General features: G+C 42.9%; 20 protein-coding genes. 11 read left to right on the forward strand and 9 right to left on the reverse strand.

Features of this window, described 5'->3' with window-relative positions; all coding sequences use genetic code 11:
• Positions 1 to 164: 164 nt before the first annotated feature.
• On the reverse strand, positions 165 to 584 hold the full coding sequence (locus tag ACM0OP_RS01550; protein WP_414526630.1) for a hypothetical protein: 420 nt from the start codon (positions 582 to 584) through the stop codon (positions 165 to 167).
• Positions 585 to 687: 103 nt separating this feature from the next.
• Between ACM0OP_RS01550 and petN the strand changes: the two genes are divergently transcribed.
• Both petN and ACM0OP_RS01560 read left to right on the forward strand, forming a co-directional pair.
• Positions 688 to 777 (forward strand): cytochrome b6-f complex subunit PetN, encoded by a 90-nt coding sequence (gene petN / locus ACM0OP_RS01555; protein ID WP_006195543.1) that lies wholly within the window; start codon positions 688 to 690, stop codon positions 775 to 777.
• A gap of 7 nt (positions 778 to 784) precedes the next feature.
• The gene (locus tag ACM0OP_RS01560; RefSeq protein WP_414526631.1) at positions 785 to 946 is read left to right on the forward strand and encodes a hypothetical protein; all 162 of its coding nucleotides are present in this window, start codon (positions 785 to 787) and stop codon (positions 944 to 946) included.
• 124 nt (positions 947 to 1,070) lie between these two features.
• Here the strand turns inward: ACM0OP_RS01560 and hisD are convergent, their stop codons facing one another.
• The 3 genes from hisD to ACM0OP_RS01575 all read right to left on the reverse strand — a co-directional run bounded on the left by hisD (position 1,071) and on the right by ACM0OP_RS01575 (position 3,091).
• Positions 1,071 to 2,351, reverse strand: coding sequence for a histidinol dehydrogenase (gene hisD / locus ACM0OP_RS01565; RefSeq protein ID WP_414526632.1), 1,281 nt, complete (start codon positions 2,349 to 2,351; stop codon positions 1,071 to 1,073).
• A gap of 103 nt (positions 2,352 to 2,454) precedes the next feature.
• Positions 2,455 to 2,883, reverse strand: coding sequence for an aspartyl protease family protein (locus ACM0OP_RS01570; RefSeq protein ID WP_414526633.1), 429 nt, complete (start codon positions 2,881 to 2,883; stop codon positions 2,455 to 2,457).
• Entirely contained in the window at positions 2,876 to 3,091 is a 216-nt protein-coding gene (locus tag ACM0OP_RS01575; RefSeq protein ID WP_414526634.1) for a hypothetical protein, read from the reverse strand. The genes ACM0OP_RS01570 and ACM0OP_RS01575 overlap by 8 nt, the downstream gene beginning before the upstream one ends.
• Positions 3,092 to 3,521: 430 nt before the next feature.
• On the opposite strand from ACM0OP_RS01575, the gene ACM0OP_RS01580 reads away from it, so the two are divergent.
• Positions 3,522 to 7,694, forward strand: coding sequence for a chemotaxis protein CheB (locus ACM0OP_RS01580; RefSeq protein WP_414526635.1), 4,173 nt, complete (start codon positions 3,522 to 3,524; stop codon positions 7,692 to 7,694).
• A gap of 205 nt (positions 7,695 to 7,899) precedes the next feature.
• Here ACM0OP_RS01580 and ACM0OP_RS01585 read toward each other — a convergent pair whose 3' ends face one another.
• Positions 7,900 to 9,141: a molybdopterin molybdotransferase MoeA gene (locus tag ACM0OP_RS01585; protein ID WP_414526636.1), complete on the reverse strand. Its 1,242-nt coding sequence runs from the start codon at positions 9,139 to 9,141 to the stop codon at positions 7,900 to 7,902.
• 52 nt (positions 9,142 to 9,193) lie between these two features.
• Between ACM0OP_RS01585 and ACM0OP_RS01590 the strand changes: the two genes are divergently transcribed.
• From ACM0OP_RS01590 to ACM0OP_RS01620, 7 genes are all read left to right on the forward strand, one after another.
• On the forward strand, positions 9,194 to 9,436 hold the full coding sequence (locus tag ACM0OP_RS01590; protein WP_414526637.1) for a hypothetical protein: 243 nt from the start codon (positions 9,194 to 9,196) through the stop codon (positions 9,434 to 9,436).
• Positions 9,437 to 9,538: 102 nt separating this feature from the next.
• The gene (locus tag ACM0OP_RS01595; protein WP_414526638.1) at positions 9,539 to 10,096 is read left to right on the forward strand and encodes an RDD family protein; all 558 of its coding nucleotides are present in this window, start codon (positions 9,539 to 9,541) and stop codon (positions 10,094 to 10,096) included.
• Between the two features lie 44 nt (positions 10,097 to 10,140).
• Positions 10,141 to 10,335: a 50S ribosomal protein L33 gene (rpmG, locus tag ACM0OP_RS01600; protein ID WP_239731208.1), complete on the forward strand. Its 195-nt coding sequence runs from the start codon at positions 10,141 to 10,143 to the stop codon at positions 10,333 to 10,335.
• Positions 10,336 to 10,337: 2 nt separating this feature from the next.
• A complete protein-coding gene (rpsR, locus tag ACM0OP_RS01605; protein WP_414526639.1) occupies positions 10,338 to 10,553 on the forward strand; it encodes a 30S ribosomal protein S18 in 216 nt (71 codons plus the stop codon).
• A gap of 96 nt (positions 10,554 to 10,649) precedes the next feature.
• Positions 10,650 to 12,710, forward strand: a complete 2,061-nt coding sequence (locus tag ACM0OP_RS01610; RefSeq protein WP_414526640.1) for a ribonuclease catalytic domain-containing protein — start codon at positions 10,650 to 10,652, stop codon at positions 12,708 to 12,710.
• Between the two features lie 26 nt (positions 12,711 to 12,736).
• Positions 12,737 to 12,871 carry a hypothetical protein gene (locus tag ACM0OP_RS01615; RefSeq protein ID WP_414526641.1) on the forward strand — a complete coding sequence of 45 codons (135 nt, stop codon included), beginning with the start codon at positions 12,737 to 12,739 and terminating at the stop codon, positions 12,869 to 12,871.
• Positions 12,872 to 12,926: 55 nt separating this feature from the next.
• On the forward strand, positions 12,927 to 13,169 hold the full coding sequence (locus ACM0OP_RS01620; protein ID WP_414526642.1) for a hypothetical protein: 243 nt from the start codon (positions 12,927 to 12,929) through the stop codon (positions 13,167 to 13,169).
• A gap of 43 nt (positions 13,170 to 13,212) precedes the next feature.
• Here the strand turns inward: ACM0OP_RS01620 and brnA are convergent, their stop codons facing one another.
• The 4 genes from brnA to ACM0OP_RS01640 form a co-directional block, all read right to left on the reverse strand.
• Complete coding sequence (gene brnA, locus ACM0OP_RS01625) at positions 13,213 to 13,437, reverse strand: type II toxin-antitoxin system BrnA family antitoxin (RefSeq protein WP_414526643.1); 225 nt, start codon at positions 13,435 to 13,437, stop codon at positions 13,213 to 13,215.
• Complete coding sequence (locus ACM0OP_RS01630) at positions 13,427 to 13,744, reverse strand: BrnT family toxin (RefSeq protein ID WP_414526644.1); 318 nt, start codon at positions 13,742 to 13,744, stop codon at positions 13,427 to 13,429. Before ACM0OP_RS01630 ends, brnA begins: the two co-directional genes overlap by 11 nt.
• A gap of 77 nt (positions 13,745 to 13,821) precedes the next feature.
• Positions 13,822 to 15,423 (reverse strand): B12-binding domain-containing radical SAM protein, encoded by a 1,602-nt coding sequence (locus ACM0OP_RS01635; RefSeq protein ID WP_414526645.1) that lies wholly within the window; start codon positions 15,421 to 15,423, stop codon positions 13,822 to 13,824.
• A 383-nt stretch (positions 15,424 to 15,806) separates the two neighbouring features.
• The gene (locus ACM0OP_RS01640) at positions 15,807 to 16,436 is read right to left on the reverse strand and encodes a hypothetical protein (protein WP_414526646.1); all 630 of its coding nucleotides are present in this window, start codon (positions 16,434 to 16,436) and stop codon (positions 15,807 to 15,809) included.
• Between the two features lie 51 nt (positions 16,437 to 16,487).
• Here ACM0OP_RS01640 and cas3 point away from each other — a divergent pair, with 51 nt between their 5' ends.
• Positions 16,488 to 18,650: a type I-D CRISPR-associated helicase Cas3' gene (gene cas3 / locus ACM0OP_RS01645; RefSeq protein ID WP_414526647.1), complete on the forward strand. Its 2,163-nt coding sequence runs from the start codon at positions 16,488 to 16,490 to the stop codon at positions 18,648 to 18,650.
• The last annotated feature ends 1 nt before the right edge of the window (position 18,651 follow it).

Consider the following 18,651-nt stretch of genomic DNA (forward strand, 5'->3'; position numbering starts at 1 on the left):
AGTTTGTGTAGCCGCGACTTCTAGTCGCCAGGGCTAGTAATAATCGATACTTTACGAACATCCTCTAACAGGTGTAGGTTTTTCAAGAATGCATCTGAAATTGGATAATTTATTTTCTGGAGTTCCCTTATATAATTGGAAATCGCTGTATTTTACTACTTAGTTTAAGTTTGAAAGGCTTTCAGCCAGCCTAATTTAATTGTAGTATCCAGGGCGATCGCCGCCATTGCAAACCAGATAATACTTTCCCCAGCCAGCACCAAACTAGGTAACACCGCATCAGCAGCTTCAATTTGAGTTAACCCCCGGACTAAACCGAAAGCCATGACACCACCAGATTTAAGTTGGGGATTTTCATCTGTGCGGATAATGTAGCGATAGGTAACACCAAATAACAAGCCAGAAATAGCCGCAATTCCCCCACTCAGCCACCAATGCCAATTAAGATTGATTTGCAGACTTACCAGGGTAGGAAAATATTTCGTTAATACCAGATGATTAACCATACTGGAAATTAAGAAAGTGATAGACAAACATATACTCCCCACGATCCCAGCTTTGAGAGATTCTAAGCGCTCCGCCATCAATTGTTTATCCACAGATTAGAAAAACCTTTGCAGAATCAACAGCCCTTTCCCATTATGATAAGTATTAGAGACGTTTTGTAATGATTTAGCAAGTAAGACTATGGCAACTTTGACACTAGGCTGGGTATCACTATTGGTTGTGTTCACTTGGTCAATTGCAATGGTAGTTTGGGGACGTAACGGATTATAGGGGAAGCGTGGAAAATCCATTCCTGAATATTTTGGCTTTAGTCGCCATCTTACTGCTAGTAGCTGTAACTGGTGGCGTTGGTTACTTAACAGTAGCAGATTGGCGCGATCGCCAGCTGCGAGAACAGGAAAAACGAGAACTCAAACGTAGTTCTCCCAAACGGCGATAATTGACTGTGTAGGGGCGTGATTATATCATATTCCTACACAGTTATAGCTGGGGAGCAGGGAGCAGGGGGGATGGCAATGTATTTTCTGGAACTCCCTGAGAAGTTTAATTTTTCCACCGCACATTTACTGTAAGCGGATAGAAACACTCCCACCATGAGCGGGTAAACCTTCAGCAGTAGCAAGGGTAACGGCGGCTTGACCAATGGTTTGCAGTGCTTGTTGACTGCATTCTAAATAGGTAATTCGCTTGAGGAAGTCGTACACACTTAAGCCAGAAGCAAAACGTGCAGAACGTCCGGTAGGTAGAACGTGATTTGGTCCCCCTAAATAATCGCCAATGGCTTCTGGGGTATAGCGTCCTAGAAATATACTCCCCGCACATTTAATTTTACTAGCTAGTTCTTGGGGATGATCTACGCACAGTTCTACGTGTTCGGGAGCTAACTGATTTAGTAAAGGTATACTGTCAGCTAAATTTTCCAATAAAATCACCGCACCATGTTTTTCCCAACTGGTTCTAGCTACTTCCTGAGTTCGTAGCTGGGGGAGTATTTGCTCAATGGCTGCCATCACTTTCTCTGCAAAGCTGGCAGAATCAGTAATTAAAATAGACTGGGCGCTGGGGTCGTGTTCAGCTTGGGAGAGTAAATCCCAGGCTATCCATTCTGGGTTATTTTGGCTATCTGCGACCACCAAAATTTCCGAAGGTCCGGCGACACTATCAATACCTACAGTCCCAAATACTTGGCGTTTGGCTTCTGCAACATAGGCGTTACCAGGACCGACAATTTTATCTACAGGGGTGAGAGTTTCTGTACCATAAGCTAAAGCGGCGATCGCCTGCGCCCCACCTATGCTATAAATCTCTGTAACCCCAGCAATTTGGGCTGCTGCTAGTACCGCAGGGTTAATTTCCCCGCGCGGCATAGGTACAGCCATAACTATTCTTTCCACCCCCGCAATTTTGGCAGGTAAGGCATTCATCAGTACAGAACTCGGATAACTAGCCCGTCCTCCAGGGACATAAATCCCCACTTGGGATAAAGACACCCAATTTAATCCCAGTTTCACCCCGGCTGTATCTGTATAACCAATATCTTGGGGTAATTGCTTTTGATGAAAAAACCCAATTCTTTCCGCCGCTAATTCCAGCGCTGTCTTGACATCTGGCGCACATTGTGCAGCGCGTTCGGCAATAAAATCAGCGCTCAGATGCAGAGATGGGGGACTGTAATGATCAAATTTGGTAGTATATTCTTTGACTGCGGCATCACCGCGCACTTTCACATCAGCGAGAATATCTTTAACTGTACCACTAACATCAACCGTGGCTTCCCGGCGATCGCTCACCAGGGCTTTAAATCGAACAGAAAAATCCTTATCGGTTGTTTGAAGTAGCTGCATAGACTATATCTCTGAAATAATGCGGGTTTTGCCGTAATAATTATATTAATAATAATGTAGCTTCAATGCTTGATTTTATTTATGCTGCGTTGTGCTGTAACAACTATTCTGATACTTTCTTCTTAGGACTTACTGCAAAATATAGTTGCGAGCGATAAAAACAAACGTCAAACTCCATAAAAAAATTAACTTGCCCTAAAATGAGGGGAACTTGCACAGCTTTTGTCCAAGCAAATACAAGTTGTACAGGTTCAAATTTACCAATTCTGGCTTGAATAACTACAACGCGAGCCTCATACTGAGCCAGATTCCCTGTCAAATTCAAAGTTGCTGTTTGACGTTCCCAAACATACTCCAGATCAAGACCTACTGTATAAGGCAACACATTTACTGTCGCACCTGTATCTAACAACGCTGATATTGGGATTGAAGATTCTTGATTCACAAGTGTTATGGGCATATACGGGCGAAAACCAGCCTCGCCCAAAGTTGTATCAGCATTGATGAAGGTAAATTGTTCGACATTACACATTGTTTTGATCTTTGGTAGCTTGCAAAACTTCTAGCATCGTGTTTGCTGCTTCAAAAGCATCGTAGGGAGACCAAACAGGATAAGATTGCTCAGGTTTAATTAGATCAGCTTCTTGTTGGGCTAATTCTGAAATTAAAACCTGAACAATGTATAGTTTATCAGCACGGTTGAGTCCTTGGAGTTTACTAAGTATTTCTGTGGAAACCATCTTCAATACTCTAACCACTTAAACAGCTTAATTCCATGATAAAACTGTACCAGAAAAATTAACTTGATAATTCACGCGATCGCTCACCAGGGCTTTAAATCGAACAGAAAAATCCTTATCGGTTGTTTGAAGTAGCTGCATAGACTATATCTCTGAAATAATGCGGGTTTTGTTGCCATCATAGTAATTTTATAGCAATCGCCAAGGAAGTTAAGACATAAACGGATAATCAAACTGAGACAACAAAAAGGTTTTAACCCACTCCCTACTCCCCACTCCCTACTCCCCACTCCCCACCCCACTTGTTGTCTAATTTGTCAATCGTAAGTTCTGCCTACATCTGCGACTCAGTTTTAGATATGTTAGGAGTGGACAGATCAAAGCTCAATAGATAAAAAACAATTTCCCGAAACCTACTCGGCTAGAAATAATGAACTCTCGATCCAACTCTTCTGACCGGGAACAAGTGAGCCAAAACGAATTATTTCCGGTAGTGGGAATGGGTGCTTCTGCGGGAGGCTTAGAAGCATTCCGAGAATTACTTAGCCATTTACCTACTGATACAGGTATGGCATTTGTCTTAATTCAGCATCTCAGCCCCCATCAAAAAAGTTTGTTGACAGATATTCTCTCTCGCACTACCACAATGGCTGTGGTAGAAGTGGAAAATGGCATGGTTGTAAAACCAAATCATGTATATGTGATTCCGCCTAATACGATGATGACCATTAGTCAAGGAATCCTGCAACTGAGTCCACGCACAAAAACTCTGGGATTTTCCATGACAGTTGATGCTTTCTTTGTTTCCTTAGCAGAAGAACGGCGACACAAAGCCATTGGGGTTGTACTCTCAGGGGGTGACTCCGACGGTACAAAGGGACTAGAATCAATCAAAGCAGCTGGGGGCATCACGTTTGCTCAGTGTGAAGATTCAGCAAAAGTTAATAGTATGCCGAATACAGCCGTAGCTTCGGGATATGTAGACTTTATTTTGACACCACAACAAATTGCCGAAAAATTAGCTGATATCAGTCATCATCCCTACGTTAATCATCCCACCTCAGTTAAAGTCATAGATACAATACCTGAAACCGGAGATGCTCTGACAAACATCTTCAGTCTGCTGCGAACTGCGACCAAAGTTGACTTTAGCCATTACAAAAAAACCACCCTGAAGCGGCGCATCCAGCGACGAATGATGTTATCTAAACTAGACAGCCTAGAAGATTACGTCAGTTATCTCCAAGAAAACCCCGCACAAATTAAAGCTTTATATCAAGATTTATTAATTACTGTCACCAGTTTTTTCCGCGATACCGAAGCCTTTGAAGCCTTAAAGACAGAAGTTTTTCCTATAATTACCAAAAATAGAACCCCAAACTCACCCATCCGCATTTGGGTAGCTGGTTGTTCTACAGGTGAAGAAGCCTACTCTATCGCTATCTGCTTGCTAGAGTTTTTAACTAATCAGGTAATTAATATTCCCATCCAGATTTTTGCTACTGATATCAACGAATTAGCAATTGAAGAAGCGCGCAATGGTATTTATAGAATAAATCAAATAGCAAATATTTCACCAGAACGGCTCCAGCGCTTCTTTGTCCCCGTCGAGGGCGGTTATCAAATTAGCAAGCCAGTGCGGGAACTATGCGTTTTTGCCAGACAAAACCTGATTGGCGACCCCCCATTTTCCCGGTTGGATTTAATTACCTGTCGCAATGTGCTAATTTATTTGGGCAGCCCCGTGCAGAAAAAGCTACTGCCTATTTTCCACTACGGTCTGAATACCAATGGTTTTTTGATGTTAGGCACATCGGAAACAGTCGGTGATCTCTTGGACTTGTTTATTTTAGTGGATAGAAAGAATAAGATATATTCCCGGAAAATCACTGCAACTCGCTTGGGCATAGATATAATTACCAACAACTATCCTTTAGAAACTGTCAACACCGAGCCACCAGTCAGCGCTGATACCTGGAATGATCTGGAACTGTATAAAACTGCTGACCTGATTGTGTTAAATGACTACGCTCCAGTGGGTGTGATTATCAACGAAGATTGGGAAATTTTGCAATTCCGGGGATACACCAGTTCTTATCTGCAACCGCCACTAGGCAGACCGAATTTTAACTTACTGAAAATGGCTAAAGACGAATTACGGTTAGAGTTACGTACCGCTATTCATCAAGCCAAAAATCGAGAAGAGCCGATCAGTAAGTCAGGCATACAAATGAGAGATCATGAGCAAGTCAGACAGGTAAAAATTGATGTTGTGCCATTTAAACCTGCTACGGCTAGAGAATGGTACTTTTTAGTGCTGTTTTCATCCTCATCTTCCTCAAAGGCTATTTTAGAAGGAGTTAGCCCTCCTGGGCAGTTTAAGCAAAGCAAGCCCAACGAGCAAAAGCAGGAGATTAGCCGACTCACACAAGAGTTAGCAGCCAATAAAGAGTATCTGCAATCCATTATTGAAGAACAGCAAGCCACCAATGAAGATTTACGCGCTGCTAATGAAGAAATTCTCTCCAGTAATGAAGAATTACAAAGCACTAATGAGGAATTAGAAACAGCCAAAGAAGAAATTCAGGCTACCAACGAAGAACTGAATACGATTAATGACGAACTGCAACGGCGTAATATCCAGTCAAACGAAGTCACCAACGATTTACAAAATCTCCTTAGCAGTATTAATATTCCCATTCTGATGTTGGGCGGAAATCTGCAAATTCGCCGCTATACCCCGGTAGCTGAGAAAATTTTCAACCTAATTTCCAGTGATATGGGGCGACCAATCAGTGATATTAACCACAATTTGAATATTCCTGATTTAGAGAAACAAATTTTAGATGTAATTAGTACCCTCAATTTTAAAACCCAAGAAGTTCAAGACAAAACCGGGCGTTGGTATGACCTGCGGATTCGACCTTATCGGACAATAGACAACAAAATTGATGGTGCTGTGGTGATTTTAGTTGATATTGACAACCTCAAACGCAGTTCGGAACAAATTAAAACATCCAGAGATTATGTGCAGGCCATTGTCGATACGATGCGCGAATCTCTAGTAGTGCTGGATGTCAACTTACGGGTGATGAGCGCTAATCAATTTTTCTACGATACATTTCAGGTTCTACCACCAGAAACAGAACAACGCCTGGTTTACGAAATCGGCAATGGACAGTGGAATATTCCCCCATTGCGATCGCTTTTAGAAGAAATTCTCCCTTATCAAAACCAGTTTCAAGGTCTGGAAATTGAACACAACTTTGAGCAAATTGGACACAAAGTCATGCGGCTCAATGCCCGAAAAATGACCCTAACAGACAATAGGGAAATGATTCTGTTAGTAATTGAAGATATTACTCAGCAAAAGCAATTAGAAGCAGAACGCACTCATTTATTAGGTCAAGAACAGTCAGCTCGCAATGCCGCAGAAGCCGCCAACCGCGCCAAAGATGAGTTTTTATCGATTCTCTCCCACGAACTGCGAAACCCACTTAATTCTATGCTGGGCTGGTCGAAGTTATTACAAAAGAAGCAATTTGATCAAGCGACAATTAATAAGGGTTTAGCATCCATTGAGCGCAGCGCCCAAGCTCAAGCCCATCTAATTACAGATTTATTAGACATCTCCCGCATTAGTGCCGGTAGACTGCGGATGGATGCCCAAAAACTTGATTTAGTCTCCGTAATTGAATCTGCTATGGAGGTTGTGCGGTTCTCAGCCGAAGCCAAAAATATTCAAATTCAATCCCAACTACCTCCCGTACCCAAAAGTATGGTTGGCGATGCAAATCGATTACAGCAGGTCTTTTGGAATTTACTTTCTAACGCGGTAAAATTCACCCCAACCGGGGGTAAAGTTGCCATCACCCTAGATTACACTGATTTTCTGGCTGAGATTCAAATCCGCGACACTGGTTATGGCATTAGTGCTGACTTTCTTCCCCACATCTTTGAACGATTCCGTCAAGCAGATGGCAGCAAAACCCGCTCCAACCCTGGCTTGGGACTGGGGCTTTCCATTGTTCGCTATTTGGTAGAACTCCACGGCGGTACAATTGAAGCCGAAAGCCAGGGTGAAGGTGAAGGGGCGACTTTTACCGTCAGGCTACCTCTGCAAGCCGCCAAGGAACAGATATCTCTGCCCACATCCACAGAACCAGCCGCTTCCACAAGTCAGCCAGAAATCTCAATGGATGAAATTCCATCCCTGGAAGGAGTGCGGGTATTAGTAGTAGATGATCAAGCAGAGGTCATCCAATTATTTAAAACAGTGCTGGAAGAGTATGGCGCAGAAATGACTGGAGTAGAATCAACCAAAGAAGCTCTGGCAACACTGAGAGCCAACCCCGGCGGGTACGATGTACTTTTATCGGATATTGGTTTACCAGAAGAAGATGGTTATGCCTTAATTCGTCAAGTGAGAAAGTTGAGTCCGGAAGCCGGGGGACAAATTCCCGCCGCCGCCCTCACTGCATACGCTGAATATGCGGACCATACAGAAGCTTTAGCCGCAGGTTTTCAAATGCACTTCGCTAAACCCATTCCACCGGCTCAATTATTATCTATAGTTGCTACTTTGGCTGGGAGATTGAAGTAGGAATTATAAGGTAAATTATGAAAAAACGAACCGCAAAGGACACAAAGAACACAAAGGAAAGAGGTTTCACCAGAGTTGTTGCGTAAGTCCTAAGTTTTTCTCAAGACTACACCAACGCAATTTTTGCCTTTCTTCCTTTCTTTGTTTCTTTCTTTCTTTGCGAACTTTGCGAACTTTGCGGTTCGTTTCTCCTAAAAAACACATTTCATCCGAACGCAAGATGCAAAACTTTTACCTCGGCTTGTGGAGCAATCAATGTTGTACCCACAGACAGAACAGCTAAAGCATTAGTTTGAGCTAAATTAATTAAGTTACCAGGACTGTGACTACCACCGGCTTTGTGAAATTCATAAACTCCATCAATTAAATGCAAGCTACCCCAAATGTATGTTTCTCGCTTGCCACTGGATTTTAACTCGTGATGCGATCGCACCTGCAAAAATTCTGGTTCCCAACCTGTAGCCAACCCGGAAAGTTTCTTCATAGCTGGTTGCACAAATCGCCAGAAAGTCACCATTGCTGAAGCAGGATTTCCCGGTAAACCAAAGTAAATTGGGGAGTGGGAAGTGGGGAAAGTGGCGACGGTGAGGGGTTTACCTGGACTAATGGCGACAGACCGAATATGAATTTTAGCTTCCAGAGATTCTAGAATTTGATCAATATAGTCATAATCACCTACAGACACACCACCAGAAGATAAAACTATATCAGCATGAGTTATGGCATAGGCGATCGCATCTCGCAAAGCATCTGGATTGTCTTGAATAATACCTAACAATAATGGTTCTCCCCCCGCCTCTTTCACCAAAGCGGCTAAAGCATATTGATTAGAATCAACAATTTGCCCAGGTTGCAGAGGTTGATCAGGCGTTACCAACTCGTCGCCACTAGAGAAAATTGCCACACGGGGACGACGGTAAACACTTAATTTCGCACATTGTGCCGCCGCTAACACTGCAATTTCAGGAGGATTTAATTTAACTCCTCTGGGTAATAATTCTTGTCCTGCTTGGTAAAAAGCTCCTTGGTGTCTAACAAATTCCTGTGGTTGGGGCGCAGCCAAAATAAATACCCGATTCTCTTCTCGGCGTGTCTTTTCCTGCATCACCACAGTATCCGCCCCCATTGGCATTACCGCACCTGTAAAAATCCGCGCAGCTTGCCCTGCTTTGACTGTACACTGAGGTTGATATCCGGCGGGAATTTCTTCAATAATTTCTAAAATCGTGGGCTGTGCGTCGCTAGAGTGCTGTACATCTTGGTAACGGACTGCGTAGCCATCCATCGCGGAATTATCCCAATGGGGAAAATCTAATTTACTGGTAATGGGGGTGGAAATAATTCTTTTATCTGCTACGAATAAATCTATAATTTCTATATCCCGTTGCTGATCTAACGGACGTACTAAATTTAAAATAATTGCTTCGGCATCGCTAACTGATAGCATGGCCAATGACTCTGACTTTTTAGGAAAGCATATCATAATGGCAGTATGAGTGATGACACCTGTAGCTACCCAAATCCCAATTATGACAATTATTCCTATAATAACTGCTATAGGCGATCGCTCCTGGCAACATTTCCAAGACCTGGAAGCAGATTTTGTCTCTCAGTATGAGTTAGAAGTATGGCAAGAAGTTTTTAACTTCCGTGTTTTGCCAGCACTTGATCAGGATTCTCGTCGCTGGTTACTGGTGCAATGGTGTGGAGAAGGAATTAACTCGGTGCAAAATGTGGCTTAATTGCCGACATTAGCCAAGCGATCGCCTCAGTCTTCACTTTAATATAAACAACAGGAGCAATGATTATTTTTCCAGCTAAATAAAAACACCTATTTATTTTTTATGACTATAGAACGAGTCCCCAAAATACACTATCCCAAAGCTGATATTGGACGGAGAGGAATGGCATTAGGTCTTGATTTTCTGGGAGTCTGGTTAATCAGTTCTATATTAGGAAGTGCTGATCTTGGTATCCAGTGGTTGCAGATTCTCTCTTTTCTCTTCTGCTGGCTGATTTTTCGGGTACTGATAGTTTATAACAATCAAGGGCAAAGTATAGGGCGTTGGGCTTTTGATCTGAAAATTCTGGAAGTCAGAAATGGCGAAATTACAGGCAGAATCCCTACCTTGCGATCGCTATTCCTGCGAGAAGCTATAATTGGATTCGGCGCGCTTTTGGTGTCAATTGCCCTGGCTAACATCAGAGCTAACCCCACTGCTATACTGCTATTACTTCCCCTAGCAATTGATTGTGGCGCTGCTCTAGCTCAAAACCAGATGCAGCAAGCTCTCCATGACCGCTATGTTGGTACTTTCATAGTTTCGTCGCGTCGCGGCTTGTCCCTTGATATAAAAATTAAGCGATTAGTTGAAAAAACGCTCCGAAGTGTGAGAAGATAGTAATTTGTGTTAATTCTCTTCAGGCTTGACTGTTTGATAAGATTATGGCTAAGAGTAAAGGTGCCCGTATAATAATGACACTCGAATGTACTGAGTGTCGGACTAATCCAGATAAGCGTTCTCCTGGTGTTTCTAGATATACCAGTACAAAGAACCGTCGCAACACGACTAACCGGGTAGAACTGAAAAAGTTCTGTACCCACTGCAATAAACACACTGTTCACAAGGAAATTAAGTAAAGATGAGCTATTATCGTCGTCGCCTGTCTCCCATTAAGCCAGGAGAGCCAATCGATTACAAAGATGTTGACTTGTTGCGTAAATTTATCACCGAGAGAGGTAAAATATTACCCCGTCGGATTACAGGACTGACCTGTAAGCAACAACGCGATTTGACATTAGCCATTAAACGGGCGCGGATTGTGGCTTTATTGCCATTTGTCAATGCAGAAGCATAAGAAAAATTCATGAGTTATGAGTGATGAGTTAAGAATCAAAACTCCTAACTCTGAACTGCCAACTATTAAAAATGTTCACCAATAATTGCGAGAGTTGTGGATAAGGGTACGCTAGTTGAATTTAGGGTTCAAGGCGATCGCCGTCTGGGTGTAGTAGATCGCCCGGACGGTAAAACCCGTTGGTTTGTAGTAGATGAACGGGGTCAATCTCACAGCCTCGCCCCTAGACAAATAAGTTATACAGTTAACGGAGAAACCTATAAGCCCTCGGATATAGGCAGTTTTCAAGGGCAGGTTAAACCTTATATAGATCCCTCTAGTCTGGAAGTAGCTTGGGAATTACTGGTGGAAGATGGAGAGACTGTCACACCAGCGCAAATGGCCAATCTGCTGTTCTCAGCATCAGAGGCGGCGGCTTGTTATGCTGCTCATTGCTTGTTATCAGAAGACAAACTCTACTTCAAGCAAAAAGGAGAAGCTTATGAACCACGAACTGCGGCGCAGGTAGCAGAACTAAAACACCAGGCAGAAGTAACAGCACTTAAAGCTAGGGGACAAGAGGAATTTTTAGCGCGTGTAGAACAAGCCCTCCAGGGTGAAACAGTGGATTGGCAACGCCACGACCGTCAGCGATTAGAAGCATTGGAAAAATATGCAACATTAGTGGCTGATGTCATGCTAATGGGAGTAAATTATGATACTTTAGCCCGTGCCTATCCTCCTCCTGGCCCAGTGTCAGAAACCATGAAGATGCTGAAACGTCCTGCAACTCCCCCAGGAGCTTTTCAGTTATTGGTGGATTTGGGTTGGTTGAATATCCATGAGAACTTGTTTCTGCGTCGTTTGTCAATTCCTGTTCAGTTTTCCAGCAAGGTATTAGAAGTGGCGCAACAAAGTTTGGATTTTCCCCCCACCGACTTAGATACAAATCGCCTAGATTTGTCTCATTTAAAAGTCTATACAATTGATGATGAAAGCACTACCGAAATAGACGACGGACTAAGTTGGGAATTACTTCCAGATGGGCGCGAACGTTTGTGGGTGCATATTGCTGATCCGACTCGGTGGTTAGTGCCAGAAGATGAGTTAGATTTAGAAGCTAGAAAACGCGGCACTACAGTGTATTTGCCTACGGGGATGGTTCCCATGTTCCCGGAATTATTGGCAACTGGCCCCATGAGTTTAGTACAGGGCAGGGTGTCTTGTGCTTTGAGTTTTGGGGTGATGTTAGATGAAAGCGGCGCTGTAGAAGATTATACTATTCATCCGAGTTTTATTAAGCCGACCTATCGTCTCACCTATGAAGATGTGGATGAGATGTTGCAGTTGGGTGTAGAAGCAGAACCAGAAATTGAGGCGATCGCTAACTGGGCAAAGCAGCGCAAATCTTGGCGGTATAATCAAGGAGCCATCAGTATCAATATGCCGGAGCCGATGATCAAAGTCAAAAATGACCAGATCGACATTGATATTTTAGATGATTCCTCCTCCCGGCAATTGGTAGCAGAAATGATGATTTTAGCTGGGGAAGTCGCCGCCCGTTACGGCCAAGAACACAACATACCCTTACCATTTCGCGGTCAACGACAACCAGAATTACCCCCAGACGAAGAATTACTTCTACTCCCCGCCGGGTTTGTCCGCGCCTGCGCCCTGCGTCGTTGTATGCCCAAGAGTGAAATGAGCATCACTCCTCTACGTCATGCGGGTTTAGGTTTAAATACGTACACTCAAGCAACATCACCCATCCGCCGCTACAGTGACTTACTGACTCATTTTCAACTTAAAGCCCACTTACGGGGTGAAGTTCCGCCCTTTACAGCCGACCAACTCCGAGAAGTAATGATGACTGTCACCTCTACCACCCAAGAAGTGACAAAGGTAGAACGACAAACTAATAAATATTGGACTTTAGAATATTTGCGCCGACATCCCGACCAAGTTTGGGAGGTGACAGTTTTAATGTGGCTACGAGAAGACAGCAACTTAGCGCTAATTTTATTAGAAGATTTAGGCTCACAGTTACCCATGTTCTTTAAACGTTCCGTAGGATTGGGAGAACAGTTATTAGTCAAAGTTAGTCACGCTGACCCGCAAAAAGATATGATTCAGTTTCAAGAAATCATTTATCAAGAAAGCCAGTCAGCAACGAATTAGCTGTTGGGAGTAATGGGGAGAAATGTATGGCTAAAGTTTTCATCTTTGACACCACTATGCGTGATGGGGAACTTACCCCTGGTGTCAAAATGACTTTACAGCAAAAAATTAGTCTTTCCCAATTACTTGAAGAAATGGAAGTAGATATTATTGAAGATTGATTAAGCGGGCTATTTGTAAAATAATCTAAAATTGTCTCACATCAGGAATTTTCAGATGAACGCGCATAAAATCGAAGCTGTTTTAACTGAAGATGGAACTTTGACATTGCAAGGTTTACCCTTTCATGCAGGGGAAACTGTAGAAGTGATTATTTTAGAAACTAAAACGCTACAAAATCAAGCAGATCCAAAATCCCAATCAGATAAAAATTCTTATCCTTTACATAACATACAACCATATCAGTATGATGACCCCACAGAACCTGTTGCTTTAGAAGATTGGGAAGTTTTGCAATGATTGTACTTGACACTCACATCTGGGTTTGGTGGGTACAATAAGTTTAGATGTGCTGCTCAAGTCGTTCCGCAATCCATACTTTGATGATTGATTGTCGGGTTACGCCTATTCGCGCAGCTTCCCGGTCAAGTGCTTCAATCATCCAGATAGGAAAATCAACGTTTACAGGTCGTTGTTCATAACCTGGACGACGAACCGTGTTCATATCCAGATACGTAGTTATATCCTCACCTGCATCAAATTTTTGATCAAACTCTTCAGCCTTCATATAGTTTTACCTCTTCATCTCTGGCTCGGCGTACTGAAATAATTCGCACTCGTTGTGACCTATAGGTGATGACAGCAGCCCAATACTTATCGTTTATTTGTCCAATTACGAGATATCTAGGTTCATCAACAACACGAGCAGCAATTTCTACTCTGTTAGTGTCAAGCCATAGCTTTTGCGCTTCTATGAAATCAATACCGTGTTTTACTTTATTTGATGTACTTTTTTGCTCATCAAATTCAAATTCCATCAAAGTAAAGGTGTTATGGTCTTTAATATAAAAAGGTATATTTAATATATATACCATTAATACTCTATTGCAGCAAAGCTGAAGTGCCAGAAGCCACCAAATAGAATTTGGTGGTGTGGCTCAACCTCAAAAAACTAACTAGCGATCGCCTCGGTTTTTTCTTCAACTTTTTTAGCTGCTACGGGTACATAAGGTGTTTCTGTGCCTTGTGCTAAATATTCAGTTAACTGACTTTCAATTTGATCGCGGACAATTTGGCGATATTCTAGAAAATGCTCATTGTGCGCGCAAGCTGAAAGATAATGTTCAGCAACTCCGGGATTGCGTTTGATAATGCTAAACAAATGATGCCAGAATTTCCAGCGAGTTTCGCGGATGATACCTTGTCGCCAAATCACAATTAGTAGCGCTTTGACAATGATCCATTCTGGCATTTTGGCTGGGGCTTTCCAACTGGGCGCACCCATCATTAAGAAACAGCGATAGGTACGATCTAAATACTTCACAGGGTCATATAAAGCACAGAAGGCTTCAATATATTCTCTACCAATATCCTCCAAAGGACGGGTAGGCAGAAAATTCATTAAGGTGGTTTGGTTGATGTTTCCGTCTTGATTTTCCCGCAGTCTGCCTTCTTTTTTCAGACGATGCCACAATGCAGTATTGGGTAGCGCTTGTAACATAGCAAAGGTGGTAGAGGGAATTGCTGCTTGTTCGGCAAATCTGACAATGCGATCGCCTGCACCTGCTTTTTCGCCATCAAAACCGATAATAAACCCAGCCATTGGCCGCAATCCGGCTTTGATAATACTTTCCACAGCATCAGCTAGAGAACTGCGGGTATTTTGAAACTTCTTGGTTAATTGTAAACTTTCCTCATCTGGGGTTTCAATTCCCAAGAACACCGCCGCAAAACCAGACTCTACCATCAATTCCATCATTTCTGGATCTTGTGCTAAGTCAATAGAAGCCTCAGTATCAAACCGGAAAGGATATTGATGTTCTGCCATCCACACTTTCAACTCTTTCAGCAACAATTTTACATTCCGCTTGTTACCTATAAAGTTGTCATCCACCATGAACACACCCCGTCGCCAACCCAAATTATAGAGACAATCTAACTCTGCTAATAGTTGGGCTGGGGTTTTGGTGCGGGGTTTGCGGCCATAGAGAACAATAATGTCACAAAATTCGCACTGGAAAGGACACCCACGGGAAAACTGCACCGACATCATATCGTAGGCATCAAATTCTAGTAAATCAAATCGGGGAATTGGTGTACCTGTGACATCGGGTTTTTCTGTGGCGCGGAAAACTCCAGATGTATCTCCCCGTTGAATGGCCTCAATGAACATGGGTAGGGTGATTTCCCCTTCATCGAGAATCAGAAAATCTGCACCGACATTTTCTACTTCGTGGGGTACAGAAGTGGGATAAGGGCCACCGACGGCAACTAATTTACCACGTTGTTTTGCTTCTTTAATTTGTCCTAACAAATCTTCCTTCTGGACAATCATGGCGGAGAAAATCACCACATCAGCCCATTCCCATTCGGCTTCAGACACTGGGCGAATGTTGCGATCGACTAGTTTAAACTCCCATTCTTGGGGCAGAATTGCCGCCACTGTCACTAATCCCAAAGGTGGTAACAAAACTTTGCGATCGACTAATTCTAGAATTTTTTCATAAGACCAAAAGGTTTTGGGAAATATTGGATATACCAGTAAAATTCGCATATAGTATTAATCCTCACACTGTGATTGTTATCCCAACTTTAACGAAAATAAAGAGTTATTGACTTTTTATCAGGAGTTACACAAAAATCTTGATTTATCGCACCGCCAGGCCGCCAAGAACGCCAAGAAAACGGAGAGTCTGCGTAAGTCCTATTTATGAAATTTGCTTCAGTTTACCGTTATTTTTTTGACTTGGCAATTAAACTGGAGTTACATATTTACACGCGACTTGATAACTAAGTTTTCTGTTCCAATTTCAGGTGAAATTATCAGGAAAATTCTAGGGAAATTGTAGGCGATCGCAAATAAATAACATACTATTTGACGTTTTTTTTCAGAAAAATTAAATAGTGACAATAAGTGATATGCAATTAAAAGCCACCTTAATTCGGGACATTTTGATCTAATATGCAGCCATAGGTGTCTAGTTGTTGCCGAATATTGTTGTCCCAGGTGGGGTCAATGGTAGGTAGATTTTGGGCAGCGTAAAGCCGTTGCTTGCCATCTGGGTCCACTGTGCCGAGAAATTCCGTTGCGTAAGGTAGATAAGCAGAGGCGGGAGTGGGGAAGAGCAGAGATTTTGCTGATTGCGTGTGTGTGCCTAACAAATCCCCCTCCACTACTTGGGCGATGGAAAATTCTGGGGTTGTGGTGATTTCCTGAAATGGTACTGTTTCGGTCATGTCTTTTCGGGTGCGGATGAGACACACCAGTCCAGGGGTTTTGGCAGCCGCCATTGCTAAAGCTTGTCTTTGTTCTGCGGAAAGAATGACGGGAAATACTGACTCTAATAGCTCATAGGGGCGATTGGGAACACCTTTGATATTAAAGCCGCAGTCTCTGAGTTTACCAATCACACGCGTAATTTTCTGAGATAAATCGCCAGATGCAAAACCGCGATCGCACAATAAATTTTCTAACTCTGCTTTTTTTCGGGGTTTTTCCGCCAGTAGCTTCAATATTTCTAGTGCAAACCCAAATTGATGAGCGTTAACATCATTTTTTGATGACATCTCTATTTCATTGAGTATTAGACTTGTAGCAACTTACGTTACTAGCCTATCGTGAAACTTTCTATACTGCCGCTTTTTTCCCAACTGAATCCGGGAATCGGCGCTTGTCCTTTAGGATGTACCCAAATTTGCCAAGTAAAACAACAAGCTCCCAATTTTGGATTAGGCTCTGACTGTCCCCTGTCTTCTCACCAAGCTCAGACTTATGCAGAGATTCTCAGTGGGAGGGCTGAAGTTATCTTTAATACTTCTGCTACAGGTGATGGTAAATCCTTGGCAGCTTATTTAGCAGCTTTACTCAATCCGGGTTTTCGAGTGATGGGGCTATATCCCACCATTGAGTTAGTCAATGACCAAGAACGGCAAATTCAAGGTAATTCAATCCAAAACATTTCTGGTTACTGTCAACAATTTCACGTAGATAAATTTGTCGAAGTTGATACCCTTTATGGGGCTGAATTAGCTCGACGGGTGGAAGCAGGAATCAAAGGTAACAAATTTAAAGAATTACTCCTAGCATTTAAGCACAAACAGGTTATTCTGACTAACCCAGATATCTTTCATTTAATAGCACACTCTCGGTATCAAAACCCTGCTTACAATCGGGCGGACTTACCGATTATTTTGGCTAGAAACCCAGATTTATATGTGGCTGATGAGTTTCATATTTTTGGCGTACATCAAGAAGCTGCAATTCTCAATAGTCTGCTGTTAATTCGCCATAATCGCCCCCGCAAGCGACCGATGCGGTTTTTGTTTACTTCCGCGACTCCTAAAGCAGAATTTATTAAGATGCTCAAAGATTCTGGTTTTCAAGTCGCAACGGTGAGGGGAAATTACAGGAGTGCAGCTACTCCAGGGTTTCGGCAAATCTGCCAATCTGTGGAAATTGAGTTTGTGCAGTTAGACCCAGATACTGATTCTTTAACTTGGCTAACTCAACAAGCAAAAACTATTTGCACCATTTTACAAGCCGAAACTAGGGGAAGAGGTTTAATTATTCTCAACTCTGTAGCCCTGGTTAGTCGGGCTGTACGACAATTGCAAGCATTACTTCCTGATGTGATTGTTCGGGAAATTAGCGGCAGAATTGACCGTCAAGAAAGAGCTTTAGCACAGCAAGATTTACAAAATTCGTCCCAACCTGTGTTGGTGATTGGTACAAGTGCGGTGGATGTGGGTGTGGATTTTAAGATTCATTTGCTGATTTTTGAAACCATTGATTCTGCAACTTTTATGCAGCGATTGGGGCGTTTAGGTCGTCATCCTGGTTTTTCAACTTATCAGGCTTTTGTGTTGTTACCTAGCCGCACTCCTTGGATTATGTCTCGACTAAAGGAAAGATTGGCAGATGTGACAACTATTAGCCGGGTTAAATCCACAGAGGAGGAACTTGATTTCACAGAGGTGATTACAGAAGCCTTTGACCCTCCCAGAGAGTTTGAGCAATATCGCAGCTATTGGGGCGCACTGCAAGCGCAAGGAATGTTATTTAGTCTGGGTTTCCAGAAAAATGGGGTAATGCAGCAGTTACAAGGAAGTATGGCTGAGGATTTACGCCGTGTTTATGGAGAGCAATTGGATAAAAAACGGGGTTATTGGTGTGTTTTAGGTAAAGATTCCACGGGGAAAGCTATACAAGAGGAACTTTTACGCTTTCGGGGTGGTTCGGATTTGCAAGCTGCGGTTTGGGATGAGCAACGTTTTTATACCTACGATTTGCTGCGGTTGCTACCCTATGCGGAAGTGGAAATTATTGACAGGGAAACATATCTGCAAGCTGCACAAGAAGCAAATCATGGGGTGACGGAGTTTCCTGAGAAATATATTCAGGTTTATCTGAAGGTTTGCAGGTGGTCTGATGAACGCTTCCCCATTGCTTTGGAATGCGATCGCGGTACGGATGAATTAAAGCAATTTACCCTGTTTCTGATGGACAAGTTGACTATTACCGGACACCCGCAAGCAGCAGTAAATCGTTGTCTAGGGAAACAGAAACTGCTGACTTTCCTTGTGCAAGTGAATCGCCGTCAACCCCATAGCCATTGGGATATTAGCCGCGCCCTCCACCTTAGCCCCACCTTTGGTTTGTATCGATTGCAAGACGCTGATGAGCAATGTTACGCCTGTGCTTTTAACCAAGATGCTTTACTCCTAGAAGCAATGAAATGGCGGATTCCCCGTGGCGAGCGCACTAAACCTTACATCTTTTAAA

Source organism: Nodularia chucula CCY0103 (genome assembly GCF_963923915.1).
Taxonomy (GTDB): domain Bacteria; phylum Cyanobacteriota; class Cyanobacteriia; order Cyanobacteriales; family Nostocaceae; genus Nodularia; species Nodularia chucula.